The sequence below is a fragment of the Paraburkholderia sp. GAS33 genome (assembly GCF_050436645.1).
GTDB classification, from domain to species: Bacteria; Pseudomonadota; Gammaproteobacteria; order Burkholderiales; family Burkholderiaceae; genus Paraburkholderia; species Paraburkholderia phenazinium_B.
In genome coordinates this window covers 821,664-846,641 of record NZ_JBNDMP010000002.1, presented here as the reverse complement: position 1 = coordinate 846,641, position 24,978 = coordinate 821,664, and the positions used below count along the sequence as shown (strand labels likewise).

The 24,978-nt window shown below is 60.8% G+C and carries 23 protein-coding genes and 2 tRNA genes; 21 read left to right on the top strand and 4 right to left on the bottom strand.

Going from position 1 to position 24,978, the window contains the following annotated elements; genetic code table 11:
* The first annotated feature begins 111 nt into the window (after positions 1–111).
* Positions 112–1,212 carry a chorismate synthase gene (gene aroC, locus P3T24_RS10095; protein ID WP_074263956.1) on the top strand — a complete coding sequence of 367 codons (1,101 nt, stop codon included), beginning with the start codon at positions 112–114 and terminating at the stop codon, positions 1,210–1,212.
* A gap of 42 nt (positions 1,213–1,254) precedes the next feature.
* Entirely contained in the window at positions 1,255–2,742 is a 1,488-nt protein-coding gene (locus P3T24_RS10090; RefSeq protein ID WP_429434221.1) for a tetratricopeptide repeat protein, read from the top strand.
* 143 nt (positions 2,743–2,885) lie between these two features.
* Here P3T24_RS10090 and P3T24_RS10085 read toward each other — a convergent pair whose 3' ends face one another.
* Positions 2,886–4,559 (bottom strand): electron transfer flavoprotein-ubiquinone oxidoreductase, encoded by a 1,674-nt coding sequence (locus P3T24_RS10085; protein WP_429434218.1) that lies wholly within the window; start codon positions 4,557–4,559, stop codon positions 2,886–2,888.
* 210 nt (positions 4,560–4,769) lie between these two features.
* Between P3T24_RS10085 and P3T24_RS10080 the strand changes: the two genes are divergently transcribed.
* Positions 4,770–5,546: an SDR family oxidoreductase gene (locus P3T24_RS10080; protein ID WP_074263959.1), complete on the top strand. Its 777-nt coding sequence runs from the start codon at positions 4,770–4,772 to the stop codon at positions 5,544–5,546.
* 69 nt (positions 5,547–5,615) lie between these two features.
* Positions 5,616–6,047, top strand: a complete 432-nt coding sequence (locus P3T24_RS10075) for an acyl-CoA thioesterase (RefSeq protein WP_429434215.1) — start codon at positions 5,616–5,618, stop codon at positions 6,045–6,047.
* A 102-nt stretch (positions 6,048–6,149) separates the two neighbouring features.
* Here P3T24_RS10075 and P3T24_RS10070 read toward each other — a convergent pair whose 3' ends face one another.
* On the bottom strand, positions 6,150–6,695 hold the full coding sequence (locus tag P3T24_RS10070; protein ID WP_074263961.1) for a LuxR C-terminal-related transcriptional regulator: 546 nt from the start codon (positions 6,693–6,695) through the stop codon (positions 6,150–6,152).
* Positions 6,696–6,982: 287 nt separating this feature from the next.
* Here P3T24_RS10070 and P3T24_RS10065 point away from each other — a divergent pair, with 287 nt between their 5' ends.
* From P3T24_RS10065 to P3T24_RS09985, 17 genes are all read left to right on the top strand, one after another.
* Positions 6,983–7,687: a CoA transferase subunit A gene (locus P3T24_RS10065; protein WP_074263962.1), complete on the top strand. Its 705-nt coding sequence runs from the start codon at positions 6,983–6,985 to the stop codon at positions 7,685–7,687.
* A 2-nt stretch (positions 7,688–7,689) separates the two neighbouring features.
* On the top strand, positions 7,690–8,331 hold the full coding sequence (locus P3T24_RS10060; RefSeq protein ID WP_074263963.1) for a CoA transferase subunit B: 642 nt from the start codon (positions 7,690–7,692) through the stop codon (positions 8,329–8,331).
* Positions 8,332–8,571: 240 nt separating this feature from the next.
* Positions 8,572–9,492 carry an alpha/beta fold hydrolase gene (locus P3T24_RS10055; protein ID WP_429434212.1) on the top strand — a complete coding sequence of 307 codons (921 nt, stop codon included), beginning with the start codon at positions 8,572–8,574 and terminating at the stop codon, positions 9,490–9,492.
* 97 nt (positions 9,493–9,589) lie between these two features.
* The gene (locus tag P3T24_RS10050; protein ID WP_074263965.1) at positions 9,590–9,943 is read left to right on the top strand and encodes a RidA family protein; all 354 of its coding nucleotides are present in this window, start codon (positions 9,590–9,592) and stop codon (positions 9,941–9,943) included.
* 63 nt (positions 9,944–10,006) lie between these two features.
* Entirely contained in the window at positions 10,007–12,250 is a 2,244-nt protein-coding gene (locus tag P3T24_RS10045; protein ID WP_429434209.1) for a RelA/SpoT family protein, read from the top strand.
* A gap of 131 nt (positions 12,251–12,381) precedes the next feature.
* Positions 12,382–12,458: transfer RNA gene (locus P3T24_RS10040), tRNA-Val, on the top strand.
* 249 nt (positions 12,459–12,707) lie between these two features.
* Complete coding sequence (gene thrS, locus P3T24_RS10035) at positions 12,708–14,615, top strand: threonine--tRNA ligase (RefSeq protein ID WP_429434207.1); 1,908 nt, start codon at positions 12,708–12,710, stop codon at positions 14,613–14,615.
* Positions 14,616–14,664: 49 nt separating this feature from the next.
* Positions 14,665–15,189: a translation initiation factor IF-3 gene (gene infC, locus P3T24_RS10030; protein WP_074263967.1), complete on the top strand. Its 525-nt coding sequence runs from the start codon at positions 14,665–14,667 to the stop codon at positions 15,187–15,189.
* Between the two features lie 266 nt (positions 15,190–15,455).
* Positions 15,456–15,653 carry a 50S ribosomal protein L35 gene (gene rpmI / locus P3T24_RS10025; protein ID WP_074263968.1) on the top strand — a complete coding sequence of 66 codons (198 nt, stop codon included), beginning with the start codon at positions 15,456–15,458 and terminating at the stop codon, positions 15,651–15,653.
* A 29-nt stretch (positions 15,654–15,682) separates the two neighbouring features.
* Entirely contained in the window at positions 15,683–16,042 is a 360-nt protein-coding gene (gene rplT / locus P3T24_RS10020; RefSeq protein ID WP_006052502.1) for a 50S ribosomal protein L20, read from the top strand.
* 157 nt (positions 16,043–16,199) lie between these two features.
* Positions 16,200–17,213: a phenylalanine--tRNA ligase subunit alpha gene (gene pheS, locus P3T24_RS10015; RefSeq protein ID WP_429404191.1), complete on the top strand. Its 1,014-nt coding sequence runs from the start codon at positions 16,200–16,202 to the stop codon at positions 17,211–17,213.
* A 154-nt stretch (positions 17,214–17,367) separates the two neighbouring features.
* Positions 17,368–19,803, top strand: coding sequence for a phenylalanine--tRNA ligase subunit beta (gene pheT / locus P3T24_RS10010; RefSeq protein WP_429434204.1), 2,436 nt, complete (start codon positions 17,368–17,370; stop codon positions 19,801–19,803).
* Positions 19,804–19,872: 69 nt separating this feature from the next.
* Positions 19,873–20,283, top strand: coding sequence for an integration host factor subunit alpha (locus P3T24_RS10005; RefSeq protein WP_074263971.1), 411 nt, complete (start codon positions 19,873–19,875; stop codon positions 20,281–20,283).
* Positions 20,284–20,329: 46 nt separating this feature from the next.
* Positions 20,330–20,737 (top strand): MerR family transcriptional regulator, encoded by a 408-nt coding sequence (locus P3T24_RS10000; RefSeq protein ID WP_074263972.1) that lies wholly within the window; start codon positions 20,330–20,332, stop codon positions 20,735–20,737.
* A 94-nt stretch (positions 20,738–20,831) separates the two neighbouring features.
* A tRNA-Pro gene (locus P3T24_RS09995) sits at positions 20,832–20,908 on the top strand.
* A gap of 496 nt (positions 20,909–21,404) precedes the next feature.
* Entirely contained in the window at positions 21,405–21,788 is a 384-nt protein-coding gene (locus tag P3T24_RS09990; protein WP_074263973.1) for a nuclear transport factor 2 family protein, read from the top strand.
* A gap of 71 nt (positions 21,789–21,859) precedes the next feature.
* Entirely contained in the window at positions 21,860–22,960 is a 1,101-nt protein-coding gene (locus tag P3T24_RS09985) for an NAD(P)H-dependent flavin oxidoreductase (RefSeq protein WP_429434201.1), read from the top strand.
* Positions 22,961–23,039: 79 nt separating this feature from the next.
* On the opposite strand, the gene P3T24_RS09980 is transcribed toward P3T24_RS09985, so the two are convergent.
* Complete coding sequence (locus P3T24_RS09980) at positions 23,040–23,861, bottom strand: VOC family protein (protein WP_074263975.1); 822 nt, start codon at positions 23,859–23,861, stop codon at positions 23,040–23,042.
* A 154-nt stretch (positions 23,862–24,015) separates the two neighbouring features.
* Positions 24,016–24,855, bottom strand: a complete 840-nt coding sequence (locus tag P3T24_RS09975) for an SDR family oxidoreductase (RefSeq protein WP_429434198.1) — start codon at positions 24,853–24,855, stop codon at positions 24,016–24,018.
* Positions 24,856–24,978 lie beyond the last annotated feature (123 nt).

The following is a 24,978-nucleotide window of genomic DNA, read 5'->3' as shown; positions in this document are numbered from 1 at the left end:
TGCGTGGGCCGCCGTCACTTGTCCGTTCGGCCAACGCCCGTCTGGAGCGGCCCTCGCCTTAGACGAGGCTGGCATAATAGCGGTTTCCCCGCATCTCTTTGGACGACGCTCATGTCCGGCAATACGCTTGGTACGCTTTTCACTGTCACGACCTTTGGCGAATCCCATGGTCCCGCTATCGGCTGTGTGATCGACGGTTGCCCGCCGGGAATGACGTTGGTCGAAGAAGATATCCAGGTCGAACTGGACCGTCGCAAGCCGGGCACGTCGCGTCACGTCACGCAGCGCAAGGAAGAGGACAAGGTCGAGATCCTGTCGGGCGTGTTCGAAGGCGTCACGACCGGTGCGCCGATTGCGCTCCTGATTCGCAACACGGACCAGCGCAGCAAGGACTACGGCAACATCGCGGATACGTTCCGTCCGGGCCATGCCGATTACACCTACTGGCAGAAATTCGGCATTCGCGACTATCGCGGCGGCGGCCGTTCGTCGGCGCGTCTGACGGCGCCTACTGTTGCGGCTGGCGCCGTGGCCAAGAAGTGGCTGCGCGAGCACTTCGGCACCGAGATTCGCGGCTACATGGCGACGCTTGGTGAGATCGAAGTGCCGTTCGTCGACTGGTCGCACGTGCGCGAAAACCCGTTCTTTGCGGCGAACGCCGAGGTGGTGCCGCAGCTCGAAGAGTACATGGACGCGCTGCGCAAGGATGGCGATTCGATCGGCGCGCGCATCAACGTGGTTGCCTCGGGCGTGCCGGTCGGGCTCGGCGAGCCGCTGTTCGACCGCCTCGACGCCGATATCGCGCATGCCATGATGGGCATCAATGCGGTGAAGGGCGTCGAGATCGGTGCGGGCTTTGCCAGCGTCGCCCAGCGCGGCTCGGTGCATGGCGACGAACTGACTCCGGAAGGCTTTGTCGGCAATCACGCGGGCGGCGTGCTCGGCGGGATTTCGACGGGGCAGGACATCACGGTATCGATCGCCATCAAGCCGACCTCGAGTATCCGTACGCCGCGGCGCTCCATCGACAAGGCCGGGCAACCGGCCATCGTCGAGACCTTTGGGCGTCATGATCCGTGCGTCGGCATTCGTGCTACGCCTATCGCCGAGTCGATGCTGGCGCTGGTGCTGATCGACCATGCGCTGCGCCATCGCGCGCAGTGCGGCGATGTGGTCGTTACTACGCCGAAGATCGCGGCGAGCGCGCCGTAAGTCGCGTTCCGCGCGACTTATCGTCTGTGTCGGAATTCCCCAATGATCGACCCGAATCCCCGTGCAGCCGACGGCGCGGACGCGCTGTCGCGGTTGCGTGCGCGAGTCACCACGCCGCAAGCGAGCGCCATGGACTGGCTGGCGTTCGGCCAAGCCCTGCTGCAAGCGGCGGGGCGTAACCGGGACCAGCAGCGCGAAGCGCTTGTCGCACTGGTGCAGGCCTATCAGCTCGATTCCGCTTGCGATCCGACGCTGCTTCACACCATTGCTCAAACCGGATTTATGCTGCGCGACTGGCCTTTGGTCGACTCGGCGACGTCGTTGCTGCTTGCGCGCAACGCGGAAGATGCTAACGCGCTCGTCTGGCGCGCCGCCGCCATCCAGCAACGCGACGATTTCGACGAAGCCGAGCGTCTGTTGCGCGAGGCCGTGCGGGTGGTGCCGGGTAATCCGGTCGCGCTGCACAAGCTCGCGTTGTGCATCAAGGAACAGGCTCGCTTTGCGGAAGCCGAAGCACTGTTGCGGCGTGTGCTCGAACTGTCGCCGAACAACGCGCACGCGACGTTCGATCTGTCGGAGCTGGAAATACGCTCCGGCCGCTATGACGACGGCTGGGCAAACTACGAATCACGCATCGCATTTGGCGACGACCTGAACGACGCACATCGTGCGCTCGCCGAGATCAGCAGCTACTGGCAGGGTGAGTCGTTGGCCGGCAAGACGCTGATCGTGTACGGCGAGCAAGGCAACGGCGATTGCCTGTGGGCCGTGCGCTTTTTGCCGCTGCTCGCTGAGCGGGCACGGCGCGAGGGCGGCCGGGTGATCTTTGGCCACGACGGGCCGCTGCGGCACCTGTTCGAGCGCATGTTGCCCTCTGACGTGGCGCTTGAAACCAGCCTCATCACCCAGCCGGATTTCCACTGTGGGCTGATGAGTTTGCCGTTGCGGCTCGGCATCTTCGATTCGGCAGGCTGGGGACGCTACTATCTGAGTGCCGACTCGGCTCGCGCCGGGCTGTGGCGCGAGCGTGTCGCGCAGACGGCAGTGAGTAGTGGGCCCAAAGTCGGGCTGGTGTGGAACGGCAATCCGCAGCACATTCGTGATGCGCGGCGCTCGGTGCCAGTCGACCAGCTGGAGCCGCTCCTGATGGTGCCAGGCATCACCTGGTTCGCGCTGTCGCCAGGGCGTTCTGCGACGATCGGGCAATGGCGCGAGCACGGCATCCAGATTGTCGATCCCACGCCGCATTTCGACGCCGGTTTCGATGACGTCGCGGCACTGCTCGCCAATCTGGACCTTGTCGTGACCATCGACAGCGGTCCTGCTCATCTGGCCGGCGCGCTTGGTGTGCCGACGTGTCTGATGATCGATCATGTGTCGGCGTGGTTTTGGGGCGATCAAACGACGCAACGCACGCCGTGGTATGACTCGGTCGAGCTGTTTCGTCAGCCGGCGATCGGTGCGTGGGCGCCTGTGCTGGCGAGCGTGCGCGAGAGACTGGAAGCGCTGGCAGGGTTGGCAGGGCATTGAACCAGGCCGACAACGTTACAGCGTTTCAGCAAGCCCCAACCCCGCAGACGAAAAAAAGCGCCGCTCATCCGTCATGGAGAGCGGCGCTTTTGCGTCCTGTGACTTCGCGCTAATGTGCTAACACCCCAGCGCCACCCGTCGCGTCACATATTCGGATAGTTCGGCCCACCACCGCCTTCCGGCGTGACCCACACGATATTCTGTGTCGGGTCCTTGATGTCGCAGGTTTTGCAGTGCACGCAGTTCTGCGCATTGATCACCAGACGCTCGCTGCCATCGTCGTTCTTCACGAACTCATACACCGCGGCCGGGCAATACCGTGATTCCGGCCCCGCATACGTGCTCAGGTTCACGTTCACCGGCACGCTTGGATCTTTCAGCGTCAGGTGGGCCGGCTGGTTCTCCTCGTGATTGGTGTTCGAGATGAACACCGAGGACAGCCGGTCGAACGTCAGCTTGCCATCCGGCTTCGGATACACGATCGGCTTGCACTGCGACGCCGGTTTTAGCATCTCGTGGTCCCAATGCTGGTGGTGCAGAGTCCACGGCACATTGCCGCTCAGCAGCTTCTGCTCAATGCCCACCATCAGCGTGCCCAGGTACAGGCCTTTGCTCATCCACTGTTTGAAGTTGCGTGCGCGGTACAACTCCGTGTGCAGCCAGGAGGTTTTGAACGCCTCCGGATAGGCGGTGAGTTCATCGCTCGTGCGGCCGGCCTGCACGCCATCGAACGCGGCATCGGCGGCCAGCATGCCGGTCTTGATCGCGGCGTGCGAACCCTTGATGCGCGAGGCGTTCAGGAAGCCCGCGTCGTCGCCCACCAGGGCCCCACCCGGAAACACCAGCTTCGGCAGCGACAGCAGGCCGCCGGCGGTGATCGCGCGTGCACCGTAGGAGACGCGCTTGCCGCCATCGAGGAACGCGCGGATCGACGGATGCGTCTTGTAGCGCTGGAATTCCTCGAACGGCGACAGGTACGGGTTGGTATAGCCGAGGCCCACCACGAAGCCGACCATCACCTGGTTGTTATCCAGGTGATAGAGGAACGAGCCACCGTAGGTGTCCGACTCCAGCGGCCAGCCTGCCGTGTGGATCACCAGACCTGGCTTGTGCTTGGCCGGATCGATTTCCCACAGTTCCTTGATGCCGATACCGTAGACCTGCGGATCGGCGCCGTCGCGCAGTTTGAATTTATCCTGCAACTGCCGCCCCAGATGGCCGCGCGCGCCTTCGCAGAACAGCGTGTACTTCGCGTGCAGTTCCATGCCGAGCTGGAAGTTCTCGGTCGGCTGGCCGTCCTTGCCGATGCCCAGGTTGCCGGTGGCGACACCTTTGACCGAGCCGTCCTCGTTGTACAGAACTTCGGCCGCCGGAAAGCCCGGGAAAATCTCCACACCCAGCGCCTCGGCCTGCTGGCCGAGCCACCGCGTGACGTTCGCGAGGCTGATGACGTAGTTGCCGTGATTCTTGAAGTTGTCCGGCAGCGCCCAGTTCGGCACGCTCTTCGAACCGCTTTCGGAGAGAAACAGGAAGCGGTCTTCGGTCACTTCAACGTCCAAAGGCGCGCCTTTTTCCTTCCAGTCGGGGATCAGTTCGTTCAGCGCGCGAGGGTCCATGACCGCGCCGGAGAGGATGTGCGCCCCGATCTCCGAGCCCTTTTCCAGTACGCAGACGCCGATTTCGACGCCTTTTTCCGCTGCCAGCTGCTTCAGACGGATCGCTGCGGACAGGCCAGCGGGGCCGCCGCCGACAATCACCACGTCGTATTCCATCGACTCGCGCGGGCCGTACTGCTCAATGAGACTTGCGGGGGTCATTGATGCTCCTCTTACCGTTAGAATGCTTTTTTCGGGATCGTATTGTGGGCGAACGGTTCCGGCGCCGCAACCCAATGAATAAAGATTAGCACGATCGTTCTATTTATGTGATACGGTAGCGGCCCGGCGTTTCACCGGGTATGCCCCAGGTATTCACGAAGTTCCGCGGCCTCGCCGCGCGTGTAACCCCAACCGAACAAGGTAAACACAATGGGCCGTTCGATCAATCTGGAAGGCAAGGTTGCGCTGATTACGGGCGCCTCGAGCGGGCTGGGCAAACGCTTCGCTCAGGTGCTGTCGCAGGCTGGCGCGAAGGTCGTGCTGGCCAGCCGCCGCACCGAACGCCTGAAAGAATTGCGCGCCGAAATCGAAGCCTCCGGCGGCGCTGCGCACGTGGTGTCGCTCGACGTCACCGATTACCAGAGCATCAAGTCGGCCGTGGCGCATGCCGAGACGGAGGCGGGCACCATCGACATTCTGGTGAATAACTCGGGCGTCTCGACCACGCAGAAGCTAGCGGAAGTTACGCCCGCCGATTTCGAATACGTGTTCGACACGAACACGCGCGGCGCGTTCTTCGTGGCCCAGGAAGTCGCCAAGCGCATGATCATGCGCGGCAACGGCGGGCAGAAGCCGTCGTATCGAATTATCAATATTGCCTCGGTGGCGGGTCTGCGTGTGTTGCCGCAGATTGGCCTCTACTCGATGAGCAAGGCCGCGGTCGTTCATATGACCAAGGCGATGGCGCAGGAATGGGGGCGACACGGCATCAACGTGAACGCGATCTGCCCGGGCTATATCGACACCGAAATCAATCATCATCACTGGTCCACCGACCAGGGGCAGAAGCTGGTTTCGATGCTGCCGCGTCACCGTGTCGGCCAACCTGAAGATCTCGACGGCTTGCTGCTTTTGCTGGCCGCTGATGAATCGCAATTCATCAATGGCTCGATCATTTCCGCCGACGATGGCTTTGGGCTTTCCTGATTGGGCGTGGGTTTGAGCCTCAGTTGGGGCTAAGAACCGCGCCCCGTTTCAACCTGTAGAAGAAGTACGATGAGCGAACAACACCCCGTTTTTGAAATGTCCATGCCGATCCGCTGGGGCGACATGGACGCATTCGGCCATGTGAACAACACGGTCTATTTCCGCTACATGGAGCAGGTGCGGATTTCCTGGTTCGAGCAACTGGGTATTCTCGGCGGCAATGAGGAAGGGCAGGGGCCGGTGATCGTCAACGCATCGATGGAGTTCCTCAAGCAGCTCCATTATCCTGGCGACGTGATTGGCCGGATGTCGGTCGGCACGCCCGGCCGCAGCAGTTTCGACACCGGCTTCGAACTGAGGCGCGCCGACGATCCGTCGACCGTCTATGCACGGGGCGCCGCGCGTTGCGTGTGGATCGACTACGCGGCGGGCAAGTCGGCGCCGATTCCCGATCTGCTGCGCTCGACTATCGAAAGCGCGGTGCTCGTCAAGCCGGTTTGAGGCGGCTCCGCTGTCGACCAGAGTTCGCGTTTTAGCGCATTCGTCCGGTTTCGTGCAGAGCGGCTCCATGTAGCGAGCCCGCTGCAAGCTCTTTCGCAACGGTCAATGCCCGAGCAGCCTCTGCAGCAGTTCCGTCGCATTGCCCGTATCGTATTTACGCATCAGCCGCGCCCGGTAGACGTCCACCGTGCGTGAGCTGATGTCCAGCACGCGCCCAATCTGCTTGCTGGTCTTGCCCGTCACGAGTTGCGCGGCGATTTCCCGTTCGCGCGGAGTCAGCTCGATAGCGACGCGCCGCGTCGCGCTCAGATCCTCGAAAGTCCACACGCCCGCGGCATGCGGGTTAGCGCGCTCGAGCGAGCGGCCCGTCACGTGACACCAGAACAATTCCCCGTTGGCGCGTCTCATGATCCGGTCGTCGGCGTAGCTGCCGTGCGCGGTCATGATGGGCGGAATGCGTTCGCCGATCCGCTCGAACTCGTCCGCCGACGGATACAGTACCTGAAACGACTGCCCCAGCAGCGACTCGCGCGGACAGCCGAAGATCGACGCCAACTGGTCGTTGCAGTCTTCAATGAAGCGCTCGCGCGACAGCACGAGGCCGATCGGCGCAAGGTGGAAGGCGGTTTGGTAATCCAGTGCGGGCATGAAAGGTGCGAAAGCAGGTGCGGAAGCGGAAAATCACTTATGTATTTTTGCGTATTGTGCCGTATGGCCCGTGCATCGTACCCTTTCGGGCAAATCATACGGCTGCAGCGAGGCCGCGGGTGAAGGGTCTGCCGGGCCGGCTGTGCGATGTCGACGCAAGGCTGGCTGCGGATGACTAGAATGACGTTCTGGGCTCAACCCGCATCACCACGCATCACCACGCATCGCACCGATCCGGCGGCCGGCGTACCGGATTTTCGGGTTTCCATAAAGGAAGGGACACACTGATGAACAAGGTCTATCCAGACGCGGCTACCGCGCTCAAGGACATCGTCAAGGACGGCCAGACATTCGCCGTCGGCGGCTTTGGCCTGTGCGGCATCCCTGAGGCGCTTATCTCGGCGCTGCGCGATTCGGGCGTCAAAGGCATCACCTGCATCAGCAATAACGCGGGTGTGGACGGTTTCGGCCTTGGCCTGCTGCTCGAAACACGCCAGGTCAAGAAGATGATCTCGTCGTATGTGGGCGAAAACAAGGAGTTCGAGCGCCAATACCTGGCCGGCGAACTCGAGCTCGAATTCACGCCGCAAGGCACGCTTGCCGAGAAGCTGCGCGCGGGCGGCTCGGGCATTCCAGCGTTCTTCACCAACACCGGCTACGGCACGTTGATTGCCGAGGGCAAGGAAACCCGCCAGTTCGGCGAAAACCATTACGTGCTGGAGCATTCGCTGACGGCCGACGTCGCGCTCGTCAAGGCGTGGAAGGCCGACAAATCGGGCAACCTGATCTATCGCCGCACGGCGCGCAACTTCAACCCGATGTGCGCGATGGCAGGCAAGATCACCGTGGCGGAAGTCGAGGAAATCGTGGAAGTGGGCGAGCTCGATCCGGACGCCATCCATACGCCGGGCATCTTCGTGCAGCGCATTGTGCTCAATGCGCATCCGGAGAAACGCATCGAACAACGCATCGTCCGCGCGAAAGGAGCGTAATCATGGCATGGACTCGTGACGAAATGGCCGCGCGCGCGGCGAAGGAATTGCAGGACGGCTTCTACGTGAACCTCGGCATCGGCTTGCCGACGCTGGTGGCGAACCACGTGCCGGCGGGTGTCGAAGTGTGGCTGCAGTCGGAAAACGGCCTGCTTGGCATCGGCCCGTCGCCGACTGAAGAGGAAGTGGATGCTGACCTCATCAACGCCGGCAAGCAGACTGTGACGACGCTGCCGGGTTCGTCGATCTTCTCGTCGGCGGACTCGTTCGCGATGATTCGGGGCGGCCACATCAACCTCGCCATTCTGGGCGCCATGCAGATCAGCAAGAAGGGCGATCTGGCGAACTGGATGATTCCGGGCAAGATGATCAAGGGCATGGGCGGTGCGATGGATCTGGTGGCGGGCGTCAAGCGCGTCGTCGTGCTGATGGAGCACGTCGCGAAGGGCGACCAGCATAAGATCCTCGAGGAATGTACGCTGCCGCTGACGGGTGTGGGCGTGGTCGATCAGATCATTACTGACCTCGGCGTGATCGAAGTGACCGCGGACGGTCTGAAGCTGACGGAGCTGGCGCCGGGCGTGACGGTGGATGAGATCAAGGCCAAGACCGGTGCGCCGCTCGATGTGAGTGCTGTGGGCTGATTGGGCGGGTGTGCGGCACGGTTGAGTGGATGCAGGGTTGCAGTTGAGTCCTGCTGAAGCACGGCCGATGTGAAGAATGCTGCGAAGGATGCAGTAAAGCGGGCGAGACGGGTTGGGTCTTCGCCCGCTTTGTTTTGGGCGTTGGCTTTGCGCATCTGCCTATGTCATCCGGACGATCCTTGGCACGCGGCAAAGCGGTTTACAATCGTCTTCACTATTCGTGCTCGCCAAGGAAATCTGATGACCGTCACGTCCCCAGCTCTGCATACTGCCGCCGGCACGGCCACGCCCCGTCAACGTTTCGTGCAGTGTGCGAGCCCCGGTGGCTTGCATCGTGTTGCCTACACGGAATGGGGCGACCCGGCGAATCCGCGTGTGCTGGTGTGCGTGCATGGCCTCACGCGCTCAGGGCGTGACTTCGACCGGTTGGCAGCGTCGTTTTCGGACAGATATCGCGTGATTTGTCCGGATGTGGTCGGCCGCGGTCTTTCATCGTGGCTGAACGTCCCCAACTACTACGCTGTGCCGCACTACGTCGCGGACATGGTCACGCTGATCGCGCGGCTCGACGTGGAAAAGGTGGACTGGTTCGGCACCTCGATGGGCGGTCTGATCGGGCTGGGTCTCGCGGGCCTGCCGGGCTCTCCGATCGGGAAGCTGCTGCTGAACGACGTCGGTCCACATCTCGAACCGGCCGCGGTGAAGCGAATCGGCGATTATCTCGGCAAGCCCATGCAGTTCGAAACGCTGCAGCAGGGCATCGATTACGCCGCCTTGCTGGCGCAATCGTTCGGCCCGTTGACCCCGGAAGAATGGCGCGAAATCAACACGCCGCTGCTGCAGGAGCGCGACGGTGCCTGGTATTTCCGCTACGACCCCCGCATCGGCCAACCGTTCGCTGCTATTACGGACGAAGTGGCGGCGGCTGGAGAGGCTGCATTGTGGGGGGCGCTAAAGGCGATTCAGGGACCGGTGCTGGTAGTGCGCGGAGAAAAGTCCGACCTGCTGTCGCGTGAAACGGTCGAGAAGATGATTGCCGAGGGCAACAAGGTGTCGAGCGTGGAAATCCCCGGTGTGGGTCATGCGCCCGCGTTTCTCAGCGCCGAGCAGATCGGGATTGCGCGCCGCTTCTTCATCGGACCTGGCGCTGACGCGTCATAATATGGGGTTGTGCGGCGCGCCTTTTTCGAGCGACCCGCCGCGGAGCGCAGGATCGTTCAACCGCATTGTTCAATCTTAACCATCATCAGGAATTGCCATGGCAGTCATTCGTCATCACGTCGGCAAGCGACTCTCCGAAATCGCTGTGCATAACGGCACCGTGTACCTCGCCGGCCAGATCGCCGAGGACGCAGATCAGGACATCACCGGTCAGACCCGTGAAGTGCTTGGTCATATCGACCGTCTGCTCGCTGAAGTGAACAGCGACAAGTCGCATCTGTTGTCGGTGCAGATTTACATCGCCGACATGGTTCACTTCGCCGGCATGAACGCTGTGTGGGATGAGTGGGTCGCGCAGGGCGAAACCCCGCCGCGCGCGACGGTCGAAGCGAAGCTTGCGAACCCGAAGTGCCTGGTTGAAGTGGTCGTCGTGGCCGCACAGCGCAGCTAGGTCCGCATCTGAAACTGTTGTTGAATCCCTGTTGATCCGTCTGGCCCGTTGGGCCGTCGCACCATGAATACCGATACCGTTACGACCGTCCCGATTCCGCTGCCTTCCTTCGAAGAGGCGATGGCATTCGTGCGGGAGCATGCGGGTGAGGTGCGGCTGTCATCGGGCGAACTGTTGGCCGATCATGCGGCGGGCACTGCGGCGATCATGCGCACGCTCAATGTCGACCCGCCGGCGGTGCTGGCGGCGGCATTGTTCGCGCTGACGCCGCATCTGCAGGACCCGGAACGGGTGATCGCCGATAACTTTGGCGAAGAGGTCGCGCAACTCGTGGGCGATGTGCGCAAGTTGCTGCGTTTGGGTACCGTCAGTTTGCGCGCGGCGCAGAACGCCATTCCCGAAGCGGGACGCGACGCCCAGGCGGCGCGGCGTGCGCAGGTCGAGGCGTTGCGCAAGATGCTACTTGCCTTTGCGCAGGACATTCGCGTTGTGCTGATCCGGCTCGCATCGCGGCTGCAATCGATGCGTTACTACGCGGCGGCCAAGATGACGCCGTCCCCGGACGTGGCGCGCGAGACGCTCGATATTTACGCGCCGCTCGCAAACCGTCTCGGTATCTGGCAGGTGAAGTGGGAACTCGAAGACCTCGCGTTGCGCTTCGAAGAGCCTGCCACGTATAAGCGCATCGCGAAGCTGCTCGACGAGAAGCGCGTGGAGCGTGAGAGTTATGTGGCCGCGGCTATCGCGCGTCTGCAGCATGAGTTGGCCGCCGCGCATATTCGTGCCGAAGTGAGCGGGCGGCCAAAGCACATCTATAGCATCTGGCGCAAGATGCGCGGCAAGGACCTCGATTTCTCCGAGCTGTACGACGTGCGCGCGTTTCGCGTGATCGTGCCGGACATCAAGGACTGCTATACCGTGCTCGGTATCGTGCACAACCTGTGGCAACCGGTGCCGAAGGAATTCGACGACTACATTTCGCGGCCGAAGCCGAACGGCTACAAGTCGCTGCATACGGTGGTGATCGGCGATGACGGGCGCGCGTTCGAAGTGCAGATCCGTACCCAGGAGATGCATCAGTTTGCCGAGTACGGCGTAGCGGCGCACTGGCGCTACAAGGAGGCCGGCACGCGCGGCTACGGCGGCCAGGTCACGGCGAACGAGAAGTACGACGAGAAGATTGCGTGGCTGCGCCAGTTGCTGGCGTGGAAGGACGAAGTGTCCGAGGGCGAGCATGGCGAAAAGCGCGCGGCGCAGCCGTGGGAGCAATTGCGTCAGGCTACGTTCGACGACGACCACATCTATGTGTTGACACCGCAGGCGCGCGTGATTCCGTTGCCGCAAGGCGCGACGCCGCTCGACTTTGCCTATCACCTGCATAGCGAGTTAGGACACCGTTGCCGCGGTGCGCGTGTCGATGGTGCGATGGTGCCGCTCAACACGCCATTGCAGAACGGTCAGACGGTCGAGGTCGTCGCGGTGAAAGAGGGTGGTCCGTCGCGCGACTGGCTCAACCCGCAGCTTGGCTATCTGCATAGTCCACGTGCACGGCAGAAAGTGCGCGCGTGGTTCAACGCAGTCGAGTATCAGGAGACCATCGCGACGGGCCGGGCGATGGTCGAAAAGACTTTGCAGCGCGAAGGCAAGACCTCGGTCAATCTCGACCAGCTTGCGACGAAGCTCGGCTTCAAGTCTACGGAAGACCTGTTCTCGGTGGTCGGCAAGGAAGAGTTCAGCTTGCGTCAGGTCGAGCAGGCACTGCAGGATGCGCCGCCACCCGAACCGGAGGTCGAAGTACCCGAGCAGTTCGAAAAGCGCAGCAGCGGCTCGAGTGTCGCGCATGGCGCATCGACCGGTGTGCTGGTGGTGGGTGTCGACGCGTTGCTCACGCAGCTCGCGCGTTGCTGCCGTCCGGCGCCGCCTGATGGTATTAGTGGTTTCGTTACGCGGGGCAAGGGCATGTCGATTCACCGCAGCGATTGCCCGACGTTCATGCGAATGGCCGAGCGTGCGTCCGAGCGCGTATTGGAAACCGCATGGTCTGCAGACGTGATGAATGGTCGCGGGCAGTCGGTGTACCCAGTGGACCTGACAATCGATGCAACGGATCGTCAAGGCTTGCTGCGCGATATCTCGGAAGTGTTTGCGCGCGAGAAGATGAACGTGATCGGTGTGAAGACGCAAACGCGCCGTAATGCAGCCTTCATGCAATTCACGGTGGAAGTGTCGAGCGCGGCGCAGATTCAGCGCGCCTGTTCGCTGCTTGGAGAAGTCACGGGCGTGTTGCGGGCGGGGCGTAAAAGTTAACGCAAGGTGTGATGCACGCGGGGCCGCGTGCCGTCATTCACATGCGCGGAAACGGCAGCGCGGATTTTTCAGTGCCGGTGTACAAAAGTACTTGCCAAGCGATGTGGCGCTCCATATAATCTCGTTTCTTCAGGCTCGTAGCTCAGCTGGTTAGAGCACCACCTTGACATGGTGGGGGTCGTTGGTTCGAGTCCAATCGAGCCTACCAACGAAAGAGAAATTCCGGTTTGCCGGGGTTTCGCAAGCTGCAGTAAGCGCCTTGGCGCAAAAGGCGAATACGGTTATGACACCGCGAACGTTGACCGAAACCACTTCGGAGCGACGCTAGTCGAGGACCACTTTCGCCAATGTAGTTTGCAGGAAATGTGAATGCGGCCCCTCGAAAGCGGGGCCGCATTTTTTTTGTCGTATTTGATGGTTGTATATGCCGCCGCCGGTCGGCATTTCGGAGAACGCAATGGTTTCGATACGTCTGCCTGACGGTTCTGTTCGTCAATACGAGCACCCGGTGACGGTCGCGGAAGTGGCCGCGTCGATCGGCCCTGGCCTCGCGAAAGCCGCGCTCGGCGGCAAGATCGACGGTGAGCTGGTCGATACGTCCGCGTTGATCGATCACGATGTGTCGCTCGCAATCGTCACGGAAAAAGACGCCGACGGCCTCGACATCATTCGCCACTCCACGGCGCACTTGCTCGCGTACGCGGTGAAAGACCTGTACCCGGAAGCGCAGGTGACGATTGGCCCTGTGATCGACAACGGTTTCTACTACGATTTCGCGTACAACCGTCCCTTCACGCCGGAAGATCTCGAGAAGATTGAAAAGCGCATGCAGGATCTCGCGAAGAAAGACGAACCGGTGTCACGCCGCGTGGTGTCGCGCGACGAAGCGGTGGACTACTTCAAGAGCATCGGTGAAAAGTACAAGGCCGAGATCATCGAGTCGATTCCGTCAACCGACGAGATCAAGCTTTACTCGCACGGCGGCTTCACGGATCTGTGCCGCGGCCCGCACGTGCCGTCCACCGGCAAGCTGAAGGTTTTCAAACTGATGAAGGTCGCGGGCGCGTATTGGCGCGGCGATTCGAAGAACGAGCAGCTGCAGCGTATCTACGGCACGGCCTGGACGAAGAAGGAAGACCAGGAAGCGTATCTGCACATGCTCGAAGAGGCGGAGAAGCGCGATCACCGCAAGCTCGGCAAGCAGCTCGACCTGTTCCACATGCAGGACGAGTCGCCGGGCATGGTGTTCTGGCATCCGCGTGGCTGGACGTTGTGGCAGCAGGTCGAGCAATACATGCGCCGCCGCGTAAACGATGCGGGCTACCTCGAAATCAAGACGCCGATGATCATGGACCGTTCGCTCTGGGAAGCGTCGGGCCATTGGCAGAACTATCGTGAAAACATGTTCACGACCGAATCGGAAAAGCGCGACTACGCGATCAAGCCGATGAATTGCCCCGGTCACGTGCAGGTGTTCAACCACGGTCTGCGCTCGTACCGCGATCTGCCGCTGCGCTATGCGGAGTTCGGCTCGTGCCACCGCAATGAATCGTCGGGCTCGTTGCACGGTCTGATGCGCGTGCGAGGCTTCGTGCAGGACGACGCACACATTTTCTGTACCGAAGACCAGTTCATCAGCGAATCGATCGCGTTCAACACGCTGGCGATGAGCGTGTACAAGGATTTTGGCTTCGACAACGTCGATATCAAACTGTCCTTGCGTCCGGACGCCCGTGCCGGCACTGACGAAACGTGGGATCGCGCCGAGCAGGGTCTGCGCGACGCGCTGACGGCCTGCGGCGTGACGTGGGAAGAGTTGCCGGGCGAGGGCGCTTTCTACGGTCCGAAGGTCGAATACCACATCAAGGACGCGCTGGGCCGCTCGTGGCAATGCGGTACGCTGCAGCTCGACATGGTGCTGCCGGAGCGTCTGGGCGCCGAATACGTCGCCGAGGACAATAGCCGTCGCCGCCCGATCATGTTGCACCGGGCAATCGTCGGATCAATGGAGCGCTTCATCGGTATTCTGATTGAGCACCATGCTGGTGCAATGCCGTCCTGGCTGGCGCCGATGCAGGCGGTTGTAATGAATATCGCGGAAAGTCAGACCGAATATGCGCAGTCTTTGACTCAATCGTTGCAAAAACAAGGGGTTAGAGTACAGGCCGATTTGCGCAACGAGAAGATTAGCTATAAAATACGGGAGCACACGCTAGAAAAGGTGCCGTACCTCCTTGTGGTCGGCGACAAAGAGCGTGATGCTCAAACGGTAGCCGTGCGTGCCCGTGGCGGTGTTGATCTGGGTGTCATGCCCGTCAGCGCCTTCATTGAGCGTCTGCGTCAGGACGTGCAGTCGTTCAGGTAAACCACTTGGCAGCCCGGCTCGTTTTTTTAATTTTTAGAGGAAACGTAACATCGCTACTGATAAGTCTGCGCACCGCATCAACGGTGAAATCACTGCACCCGAGGTGCGTCTGGTCGGAGTCGAGAACGAACCCCTCGGCATCGTGAAACTTGCCGATGCTTTCCGCATGTCGGAACAGCAAGATGTAGATCTGGTTGAAATCGCCCCTCAGGCGGTGCCTCCGGTTTGCCGCTTGATGGACTACGGCAAGTTCAAGTACTCGGAAGCGAAGAAGCAGCACGAGGCCAAGCTCAAGCAGAAGATTGTCCAGGTGAAGGAAGTCAAATTCCGCCCCGGCACCGATGACGGCGATTACAACGTCAAACTGCGCAACCTCATTCGCTTCCTCGACGACGGTGACAAGACGAAAATCACGTTGCGTTTCCGCGGCCGCGAAATGGCCCACCAGGAAATCGGTATGCGCATGCTGGAACGCCTGCGCACTGACCTTGACGAAGTCGGTCAAGTCGAGCAAATGCCGAAAATGGAAGGGCGCCAGATGATCATGGTGCTCGCTCCGAAGAAAAAGAAGTAAGCAACGCGCGTGGTTGCAAGTGCGTTGCCGGGTTGTGCGCCGTGAGGCGCGCAGCTGTTACTGTGAAAAGATTGAGTTGTACTTCGCCGCATGTGTGGCGAAGACCAGCAGGTTTCAGAGCAGCGCCCAGATAAATGGGCGCAGTTCCTGAAAAGCAGCGGCCAGCAGTATCGGCCGGCTGCATACCAAGTGGACTGGGTTTCGAAGGGCGGGTAATGGCCATCAGGCCGACCGCACACCCATATCCATCTAATAATGGAGTTGTCATGCCGAAGATGAAGACCAAGAAGAGTGCTGCAAAGCGCTTCGTGGTGCGTCCGGGCGGTACCGTCAAGCGCGGTCAAGCCTTCAAGCGCCACATTCTTACCAAGAAGACCACCAAGAACAAACGCCATCTGCGCGGTTCCACGGCAGTTCATGAGTCAGATATGAACTCCGTGCGCGCAATGATGCCGTTCGCCTAACCCTTAACTAAAACTCACAGGAGCTAACTATGCCTAGAGTCAAACGTGGGGTTACCGCACGGGCCCGTCACAAGAAGATCATCAAGCTGGCCAAGGGTTACCGCGGCCGTCGCAATAACGTCTATCGCATCGCCAAGCAGGCGGTCATGCGCGCAGGCCAATACGCCTACCGCGATCGCCGCAACAAGAAGCGTGTGTTCCGTGCATTGTGGATCACGCGTATCAACGCGGCGGTGCGTCAGCACGACATGACGTACAGCGTGTTCATCAACGGCCTGAAGAAGGCTTCGATCGAACTCGACCGCAAGGTGCTGGCCGACATGGCTGTGTTCGACAAGGCTGCTTTTGCTGCGATCGTTCAGCAGGTGAAAGCCGCCGTTGCAGCCTGATTGCGCTTTGGGCAATTAAACTGCGTGGTTCGTTGCAGCGAACATCCGGTAGTCTCGGTGACGCTGCAACAAAAACGGGGCTCCTCACCGAGCCCCTTTTTTGTTGGTCGAACCAGTTTTGCATCGATTGAACACTGACGTTGAAATGATGGGATCAATGGATCTGGACCAGATTGTCGCTGACGCGCAAAAAGCCTTCGGGGAAGCCAACGACGTCACTACGCTCGAGAACGAGAAAGCCCGCTTTCTCGGCAAGTCGGGTGCGCTGACCGAACTGTTGAAGGGCCTTGGCAAACTCGATCCCGAGACGCGCAAGACCGAAGGCGCGCGGATCAACGTCGTCAAGCAGCAGGTGGAAGCCGCGCTGACGGGCCGCCGTCAGGCGCTTGCCGACGCGCTCTTGAACCAGCGCCTCGCCGCTGAAGCCATTGACGTCACGTTGCCCGGCCGCGGCCTTGGAGCAGGCAGTCTGCATCCGGTCATGCGCACTTGGGAACGCGTCGAACAGATTTTCCGTTCCATCGGATTCGATGTGGCCGACGGCCCCGAAATCGAAACCGACTGGTACAACTTCACCGCCTTGAACAGCCCGGAAAACCATCCGGCGCGTTCGATGCAAGACACCTTCTACGTAGACGGCAAGGATGCCGACGGCCGCCAGTTGCTGTTGCGCACGCACACGAGCCCGATGCAGGTGCGCTACGCGCGCACCAACACGCCGCCGATCAAGGTGATCGTGCCTGGCCGCACGTACCGTGTGGACAGCGACGCGACGCACTCGCCGATGTTCAATCAGGTCGAAGGCCTGTGGATCGACGAGAACATCAGCTTCGCCGACCTGAAGGGCGTCTACACCGACTTCCTCAAGAAATTCTTTGAGCGTGACGACATCCTCGTACGCTTCCGTCCGTCGTACTTTCCGTTTACCGAACCGTCGGCTGAGATCGACATGTTGTTCGAAACGGGCAAGAACGCCGGCAAGTGGCTCGAGATCTCGGGTTCCGGCCAGGTTCACCCCACGGTGATCCGCAACATGGGCCTCGATCCGGAGCGTTACATCGGCTTTGCCTTTGGCAGCGGCCTCGAACGGCTGACGATGTTGCGCTACGGCGTGCAGGACTTGCGCCTGTTCTTCGAGAACGACCTGCGTTTCCTGCGGCAATTCGCTTAACGCTTCGAGCCGCGCACGTCGCCAGATGCATAGACGAAGGCAAGTGCGCGCCGCGAGCAGTGCCATCGGCAAGGGCGCCTGGTTACCGGAACACGGCAACCAACGAAGGCCCCAGCCGGATGTGGACTAACCTGATCAGAACGTACACAGAACCATGCAATTCCCGGAATCCTGGTTAAGAAGCTTTGTCGACCCGCAGATGACGACGGACGAGCTGTCGCACGCCCTGACGATGGCCGGCCTCGAAGTCGAAGGCCTGTCGCCCGCTGCGCCGGCGACCAAGAAGATCGTGGTCGGCCGGGTTCTCGAGGTGGTCAAGCACCCGGACGCGGACAAGCTCAACGTGTGTCAGGTCGACGCCGGCACGGGCGCGACGCTGAACATCGTCTGCGGCGCACCGAATGTGAAGCCGGGCATCAAGGTGCCGGTTGCGCTGGTGGGCGCAGAGCTGCCGCCGGCCGAAGAGGGCGGCGCGCCATTTGCGATCAAGCTCTCGAAGCTGCGTGGCGTGGAAAGCCAGGGCATGCTGTGCTCGGCACGCGAACTGAAGCTTTCGGAAGATCATAGCGGCCTATTGATCCTGCCGGAAGATACGCCGATTGGCCAGGACATCCGCGAGACGCTGAACCTCGACGATACGATCTTCGAGATCAAGCTGACGCCGAACAAGGCAGACTGCCTGTCGGTGTTCGGCGTGGCGCGTGAAACGTCGGCCATCACCGGCGCGCCACTGCATGCGCTCGACATCAAGCCGGCCATCGTCAAGTTGAACGAAACATTGCCGGTGAAGATTTCGGCGCCGGACCTGTGCGGCCGTTTTTCGGGCCGTGTGATTCGTGGCGTGAATGCGCGCGCGAAGTCGCCGCAGTGGATGGTCGAGCGTCTGGAGCGCTCGGGCCAGCGCAGTATTTCTGCGCTGGTCGACATCTCGAACTACGTGATGCTCGAGCTGGGCCGTCCGTCGCACGTGTTCGATCTGGACAAGATCCACGGCAGCATGGATGTACGCTGGGGCCGAAAGGGCGAGACGCTCAAGCTGTTGAACGGCAACACCGTCGAGCTCGATGAGACGGTCGGCGTGATTGCAGACGATCAGCACATCGAAAGTCTCGCGGGCATCATGGGTGGCGACAGCACGGCCGTGACGCTCGACACCACCAACATCTATCTCGAAGCCGCGTTCTGGTGGCCCGATAGCATTCGCGGCCGCTCGCGCAAGTACAACTTCTCGACTGACGCGGGCCATCGCTTCGAGCGTGGCGTCGACTACGCGACAACCGTCGAGCATATCGAGCGCATCACGCAACTGATCCTCGATATCTGCGGCGGCGAGGCCGGTCCCGTCGACGATCAGATCGTCAACGTGCCGCTGCGCGCGCCGGTGAAGATGCGCGTCACGCGTGCGAACCGCATCATCGGCGTTGCGATCAGTGCAGATGAGATCGCGCAGATCTTCACGCGTCTTGGCCTCACGTTCGAGCGCGAAGGCGACGTGTTCTCCGTGACGCCGCCGTCGTACCGCTTCGACATCGAGATCGAAGAAGACCTGATCGAAGAAGTCGCACGTATCTACGGCTTCGAAAAAATTCCGGCGCGTCCGCCTGTGGCCACCAGCGAGATGCGCGCGACCAACGAAACGCAGCGCTCGCTCCACGATATCCGGCACGCGCTCGCCGCCCGCGACTACGCTGAGACAGTGAACTTCAGCTTCGTCGACGCGCAATGGGAGCTGGATTTCGCCGGCAACGACAAGCCCGTGCGCCTGCTGAATCCGATCGCGAGCCAGCTTTCGGTGATGCGCACGACGCTGATCGGCAGCCTGATCGAAGTGCTGCGTACGAATCTGAGCCGCCGTGCCGCGGACCGCGTGCGCGTGTTCGAGGTGGGCCGCGTGTTCTTGCACGATCCCGCCATCAAGGCCGGCGAGTTGCAGGTCGAAGGCTTCTCGCAGCCGAAGATGTTCGGCGCGCTCGCCTATGGTCCGGCGCAGGACGAACAATGGGGCGCGGCGACGCGCACCGTCGACTACTTCGACGTCAAGGGCGATCTGGAAGCCTTGCTGTCGCCAGCTGTGGCACGCTTTGTGAAAGCGGAGCATCCGGCGCTGCATCCGGGACGCAGCGCGCGCGTTGAATTGAATGGCCGCGCAGTGGGCTGGATTGGCGAATTGCATCCGCGCTGGATGCAGCAATATGATTTGCCGCATGCGCCGATTCTGTTTGAAATCGAAGCAGATGCATTAATTCAGCGTGCATTGCCGGTACCGTCGGAAGTGTCGAAGTTTCCGCCGGTGCGTCGCGATATCGCCGTGGTCGTCGATCAAAAAATCGAAGTCCAGGCACTGCTTGACGAGATGCAAAAGGCGCTTTCGGAAGACGCCTGCAAGACTGTCAGAAGGGTTGCGCTTTTCGACGAATTCCGTCCAAAATCAACTACTTCCGGCGGGTTAGCAGCCCATGAGAAAAGCCTTGCGTTCCGTGTGACCTTGCAAGATACTGGCGGGACCCTTCAGGACGAGACGGTCGATCTGGCCATTCAAACCCTGGTGGATCGTCTGGCTCGAGTATATGGCGCACGGTTGCGCGGATAACCCGCGGAGACTCTTAAAGCGGCGATTTCCGCAATTCTTCGTTTCTGGTTGGCGCGCCATTTGATAGATATGAATGAAATGAACTCGAGTGATTTCGAAGCCCTTCTTACGGCGCAGCGTAGCGCCATGATTCGCGATATTCCGACATCACCCGCTAACACTTCGGCGGAAACGCCCACGCTCACCAAGGCCGAGCTTGCCGAGTTGCTGTTCGACAATGTCGGACTCAACAAGCGGGAAGCGAAGGACATGGTGGAGGCGTTCTTCGAGGTGATTCGCGATGCGCTGGAGAGCGGAGATAGCGTGAAGCTGTCGGGCTTCGGTAACTTTCAGTTACGCGACAAGCCCCAGCGTCCTGGCCGCAATCCGAAGACCGGCGAGGCGATTCCGATTGCTGCTCGCCGCGTTGTGACGTTCCATGCAAGTCAAAAGCTGAAGGCGCTGGTCGAGACCGGCGCCGAGGCGAGCTTCGCGCGCTGATCGACTGGCGCGTTCCTGCGCAACCCACCACGACGGCTAACTGACGATGACAGCGACGATCGAAAAAGTCGTCTTGCCTCCGATTCCGGCGAAGCGCTACTTCACCATTGGTGAAGTGAGCGAGCTGTGCGGTGTAAAGCCGCATGTGCTGCGGTATTGGGAGCAGGAGTTCACGCAGTTGAGGCCGGTGAAGCGGCGCGGTAACCGCCGTTATTACCAGCATCATGAGGTGCTGTTGATCAGGCGGATTCGCGAGCTGTTGTACGAGCAGGGCTTCACGATCAACGGTGCGCGAAACCGGCTCGATTCGCATGGTGCAGTGCATGGTGGGCCGGCGGATGATGTGGTGGAAGAGGGCGAGGTGGTCGAGGCGCCGCCCGCGAAAACAGCCACGGTGGATGTCGATCAGTTGCGCAAGGAATTGCTGCATGTGATCGATCTGCTGGGCCGGTAATCTTTTGAAGTACGAATAGCGACCGCGCTTCGCAGTTTTGTTGGTGGCTGCAGGTTCTAATCGATTGAAGTGTCTGTTATAATTTTTAGCTGTTCGGGGCGTAGCGCAGCCTGGTAGCGTACCTGCATGGGGTGCAGGTGGTCGGAGGTTCAAATCCTCTCGCCCCGACCAAAGATCAAAACCCGCACAGTCGCAAGGCTGTGCGGGTTTTTCTTTGGCGCCGACGTTTTACGCGCCGTTGGCCGGATATCAGATGTCGATTCGTGTCCCAATCGCAACGTAGTCAATGTTCAAAAAAATACTTGGCTATACTAAGCATCTGACATTCGATCCCCAGAGCCTCGAAACAGATCCAGAACAAGAGAATCGCGCATGCATCGTTTGCACGATGCCACGGGTCCACCAGCCTAATCCCCGTAGCAAGTTATATAACCGAAGCGCACATTGGTCTGCAGTTTCTTCAGTTCCTCACGTCACCGTCTTTCCGGGAAATCGACTTTACTATCCGCTTACCGTCAGCGTGGTCAATAACCAAAAAAGGCGCGAAGCGACTCGACTACAAGTTTTTTTGGACTAGTCTTAAGTCGCTAAGCCGTGCCACGCACGGGCTATTTTCATTCCGCCGCGTCCGCACCAGATTGATGTGAACAGCATCCGGAGGCACTCCATGCATGAAGAGAAAATACGTGAAGCCCTGACTGCCCACTGGCAGGCGTCGGCGAGCGGCAATCTCGACGCAGAGCACGATATTTACGATGACGACGCCATCTGTGACTATCCTCAATCCGGCGAACGAATTGTCGGCCGGAAAAATCTGCAAGCACTGCGGGGTCATCATCCGGGAAAGCCAGCAGGTTTTAACGTCAGGCGTATTCAGGGAGAAGGCAATCTCTGGGTCACGGAATACACCATCATGTATGAAGGGCGAGCGGCCTACACAGTCAGCATCATGGAGTTCCGCGACGGCAAGGTCGTCCACGAGACCCAGTATTTTTCGGATCCGTTTGACGCGCCGGACTGGCGCAGCCAATGGGTTCAGCAGATGGCGTGAGAGCACATCGGAGCGAGAAATAACGCGACGAGCCTGCGCATTACCAACCCAGATTTCAACGAGGATGTGAGATGACTAACCAGACGGACAAGCAATCGCTGCTGCGCCTGCTGGGCATCGAAAAGCCCATCATTCAGGCGCCGATGGCCGGTGTGAGCACACCGGCGCTGGCAGCTGCCGTTTCGAATGCCGGTGGCCTTGGCTCGCTCGGCGTTGGCGCAATGAACGCAGCGGGTGCGCGCAAGGTGATCGCGGAAACCCGCGCACTGACCGCCAAGCCGTTCAATATCAACGTGTTCTGCCACAGCCCTGCGACGTCAAACGCAGCGGTGGAGCAACAATGGTTGAGCTGGCTCGCGCCGCGTTTCGAGCAATACGGAGCGAAGCCGCCTGCGTCGCTGTCGGAGATCTACACGAGCTTTGTCGCAGACGAGGCCATGCTGGACGTGTTCCTCGAGGACAAACCGGCGGTCGTCAGTTTTCACTTTGGCCTGCCGTCCGCGGAAGTGATCGGCGCACTTAAAAACGCGGGGATCAGGCTGCTCGCTGCGGTGACGAATCTGCAGGAAGCTGCGCAGGTCGCAGCGGCGGGCGTGGACGCAATCGTCGCGCAAGGCATCGAAGCCGGCGGCCACCGCGGCGTCTTCGATCCGGAAGCGCGCGACGACCGCTTGGGCACGTTTGCATTGACGCGTCTATTGGTCAAGGAATTCCCTCTGCCGGTGATCGCCGCAGGCGGCATCATGGACGGTGCGGGTATTGCCGCTGCGCTTGCATTGGGCGCTCAGGCGGCTCAACTCGGAACGGCTTTTGTGGCCTGCCCGGAAACATCGATCGACGATGGTTACCGGCGTGCGATGCTTGGCGAGTCGGCGCGCCATACGACGTTCACGAAAGCCATCTCCGGACGCGTGGCGCGAAGCATGGTGAACCGCTTCACGGAACTGGAAGACCACGTAGGCGCCCCGCAGCCGCCGGCGTATCCGATTGCCTACGATGCAGGAAAAGCACTTCACGCGGCAGCCAAAGCGAAGGGAGAATTCGGCTATGGTGCGCAGTGGGCGGGGCAGGCGGCGGCGCTCGCCAGATCGTTACCCGCGGCAGAGTTGTTCGCCCAGTTGGAGAGCGAACTGCGAGAAAGCATCAGGCAATTGCAACAGGTTGGCGGATAAGGATTCGCCTCCGGCATCACGCGTGAAGCACGAAGGCGTTTTCTGACACCGCGTGCTTAAACGCCGCCCACGTCGAACCTTATGCCAAGGCGTCGCTCGCGGACAGCAGTTCGAGATCGACGCCGTGAGTCAGGTCGAGCGGCAGCAGACGCGGAGCCGCACTTCCCGCACCGTGCAGCACAATCCCGAACACGCCTTCGCCACGCAATGCCAGACGGTTCTCGACCTGAGCCGCCAGAGCCGCTCCGTTTGCGCCACCCGAGGGCGTCAGTAGCGTAAGCGTTGTCGCGCCGATCGAAAAGCTTGCGAACGAAACGCCGTGATCGGGAAATGCCGACCGCTGTATCTGAAGCGGTTCGCCCAGCAGTGCGCGGTACCGGCCGATGCTGGTGTCGAGATCGCGAACGGCGATCTTGAGGGCCGATATGCCGCGCGCGCCATTGGGATGGTTGCGCACTTCGCCTTCGGCTACGCGCAAATGGCGAGGCGTGATGTCTCCGCAAAGAAACGGCAGATCGGGCGTCGCCGGTTTGCCCAGTTGCCACACGAGGCGTTCGCCGTCTGGCCGCACCCGCCCACCGTCGATGGGTCCTTCATAGCTAAGCCCGCGCTGCCGCGCACCATCGACGACGGCCTGCACCGATTCCGGCAGCAGCGCAAAATCGACGAGTCCGTCGCCGGCCCGATTGCCCTCATCCCACCAGCGATGCTCGGGCGCGTTGCGCAGAAACGCAATCAACTCGAAGTAGCTGCCGTCCTCGAAACCGATCAGCGCGTTGTGCGTTTCTCCGTCGGCGTGTGTGCCGCCGCGCTGAACGGTAAAACCCAGTTCGCTGTAGTCGGCGATGGTCTGCTCGAGATCGCGCACACGAATTACAACATGGTCAAGGGAAAGAGTCATCGCGTGAGGAGAGTGATGTGGGCCAACGTGGCGAAAAGTCTCGGCGAAAAGAGGCCGCCAGTCAATTCGTGTTAAGCGAAAAGTGCAATGCGGCCGAGGTGGTGCGAGAGGGCGTGATTGAGCGCTGTCGCGGATTCCCCCCCTCGCGGCAATGCTACGAGCCTGCCGGATAATCGGTCGAAAACGCGAGGTCTTTCTGTGCTTCCAGCGCAGCGAGACGGTCGCTCAGTTGCTTGTGCATGACGTTATACGCATCACTCCCCAGCGCCAGACGTTTGGGAGCAGGGTTCTGATCGACGCTGGCAATCATGATTTCGACCATCTTCACCGGATCGCCGATCGGCTGGCTGGTTCCTTCCTCGATGGTCCGATGCGCCATGCGTGCCGGTGACACATCGTAGGCCTCGAGCTTTGGCGAGAGCCTGGCGCTGTGATAGCGAAAGTTCGTGCGCGCGCCGCCCGGTTCGACCAGCGTGCAACCAATGTTGAACACGGCCACCTCCAGCCCGACTGCGTCAATGAATCCCTCGATCCCCCATTTGCCCGCATGGTAGAGCGATCCACCGGGAAACACCGCCTGCCCGCCTATCGTGGACAGCTGGATAATCCGTCCACCGCCTTGGTGTCGCAGATGAGGAAGCGCGGCGCGAACCGTTTGAATCGAGCCAAGCAGGTTCGTGTCGATCTGGTGGGCGATCTGTTCGTCTGTCATTTCCTCGGCCGCGCCGAATAACCCATATCCCGCGTTGCTCACCACGACATCGATGCGTCCAAGTTCGCGGAACGCACGGTCGACGACCTCACGAATCGCGGGGGTGTCTGTCAAATCGAGCCTGGCAAGCCAGAGCGCATCGCCATGGCGTGCCTTGAGATCGGCCATCGAATCCAGGTCACGTACCGTACCGGCGACGCGGTCCCCTCGAGCAAGCAGTTGCTCTGTCATAAGACGGCCGAAACCGCTGTTGACTCCAGTGATAAACCAGCTGCGCTTCATGATGTTGAGATCCTCTCCGATCTGATCGGGTTACGGTTCCGTCTGGCAACGGGCCAGGCAGTCAACGAAGCTTAAGACTCGCATCTCAGATTTTGAATACTTGAAAGTCGGCATTTCTTGCGC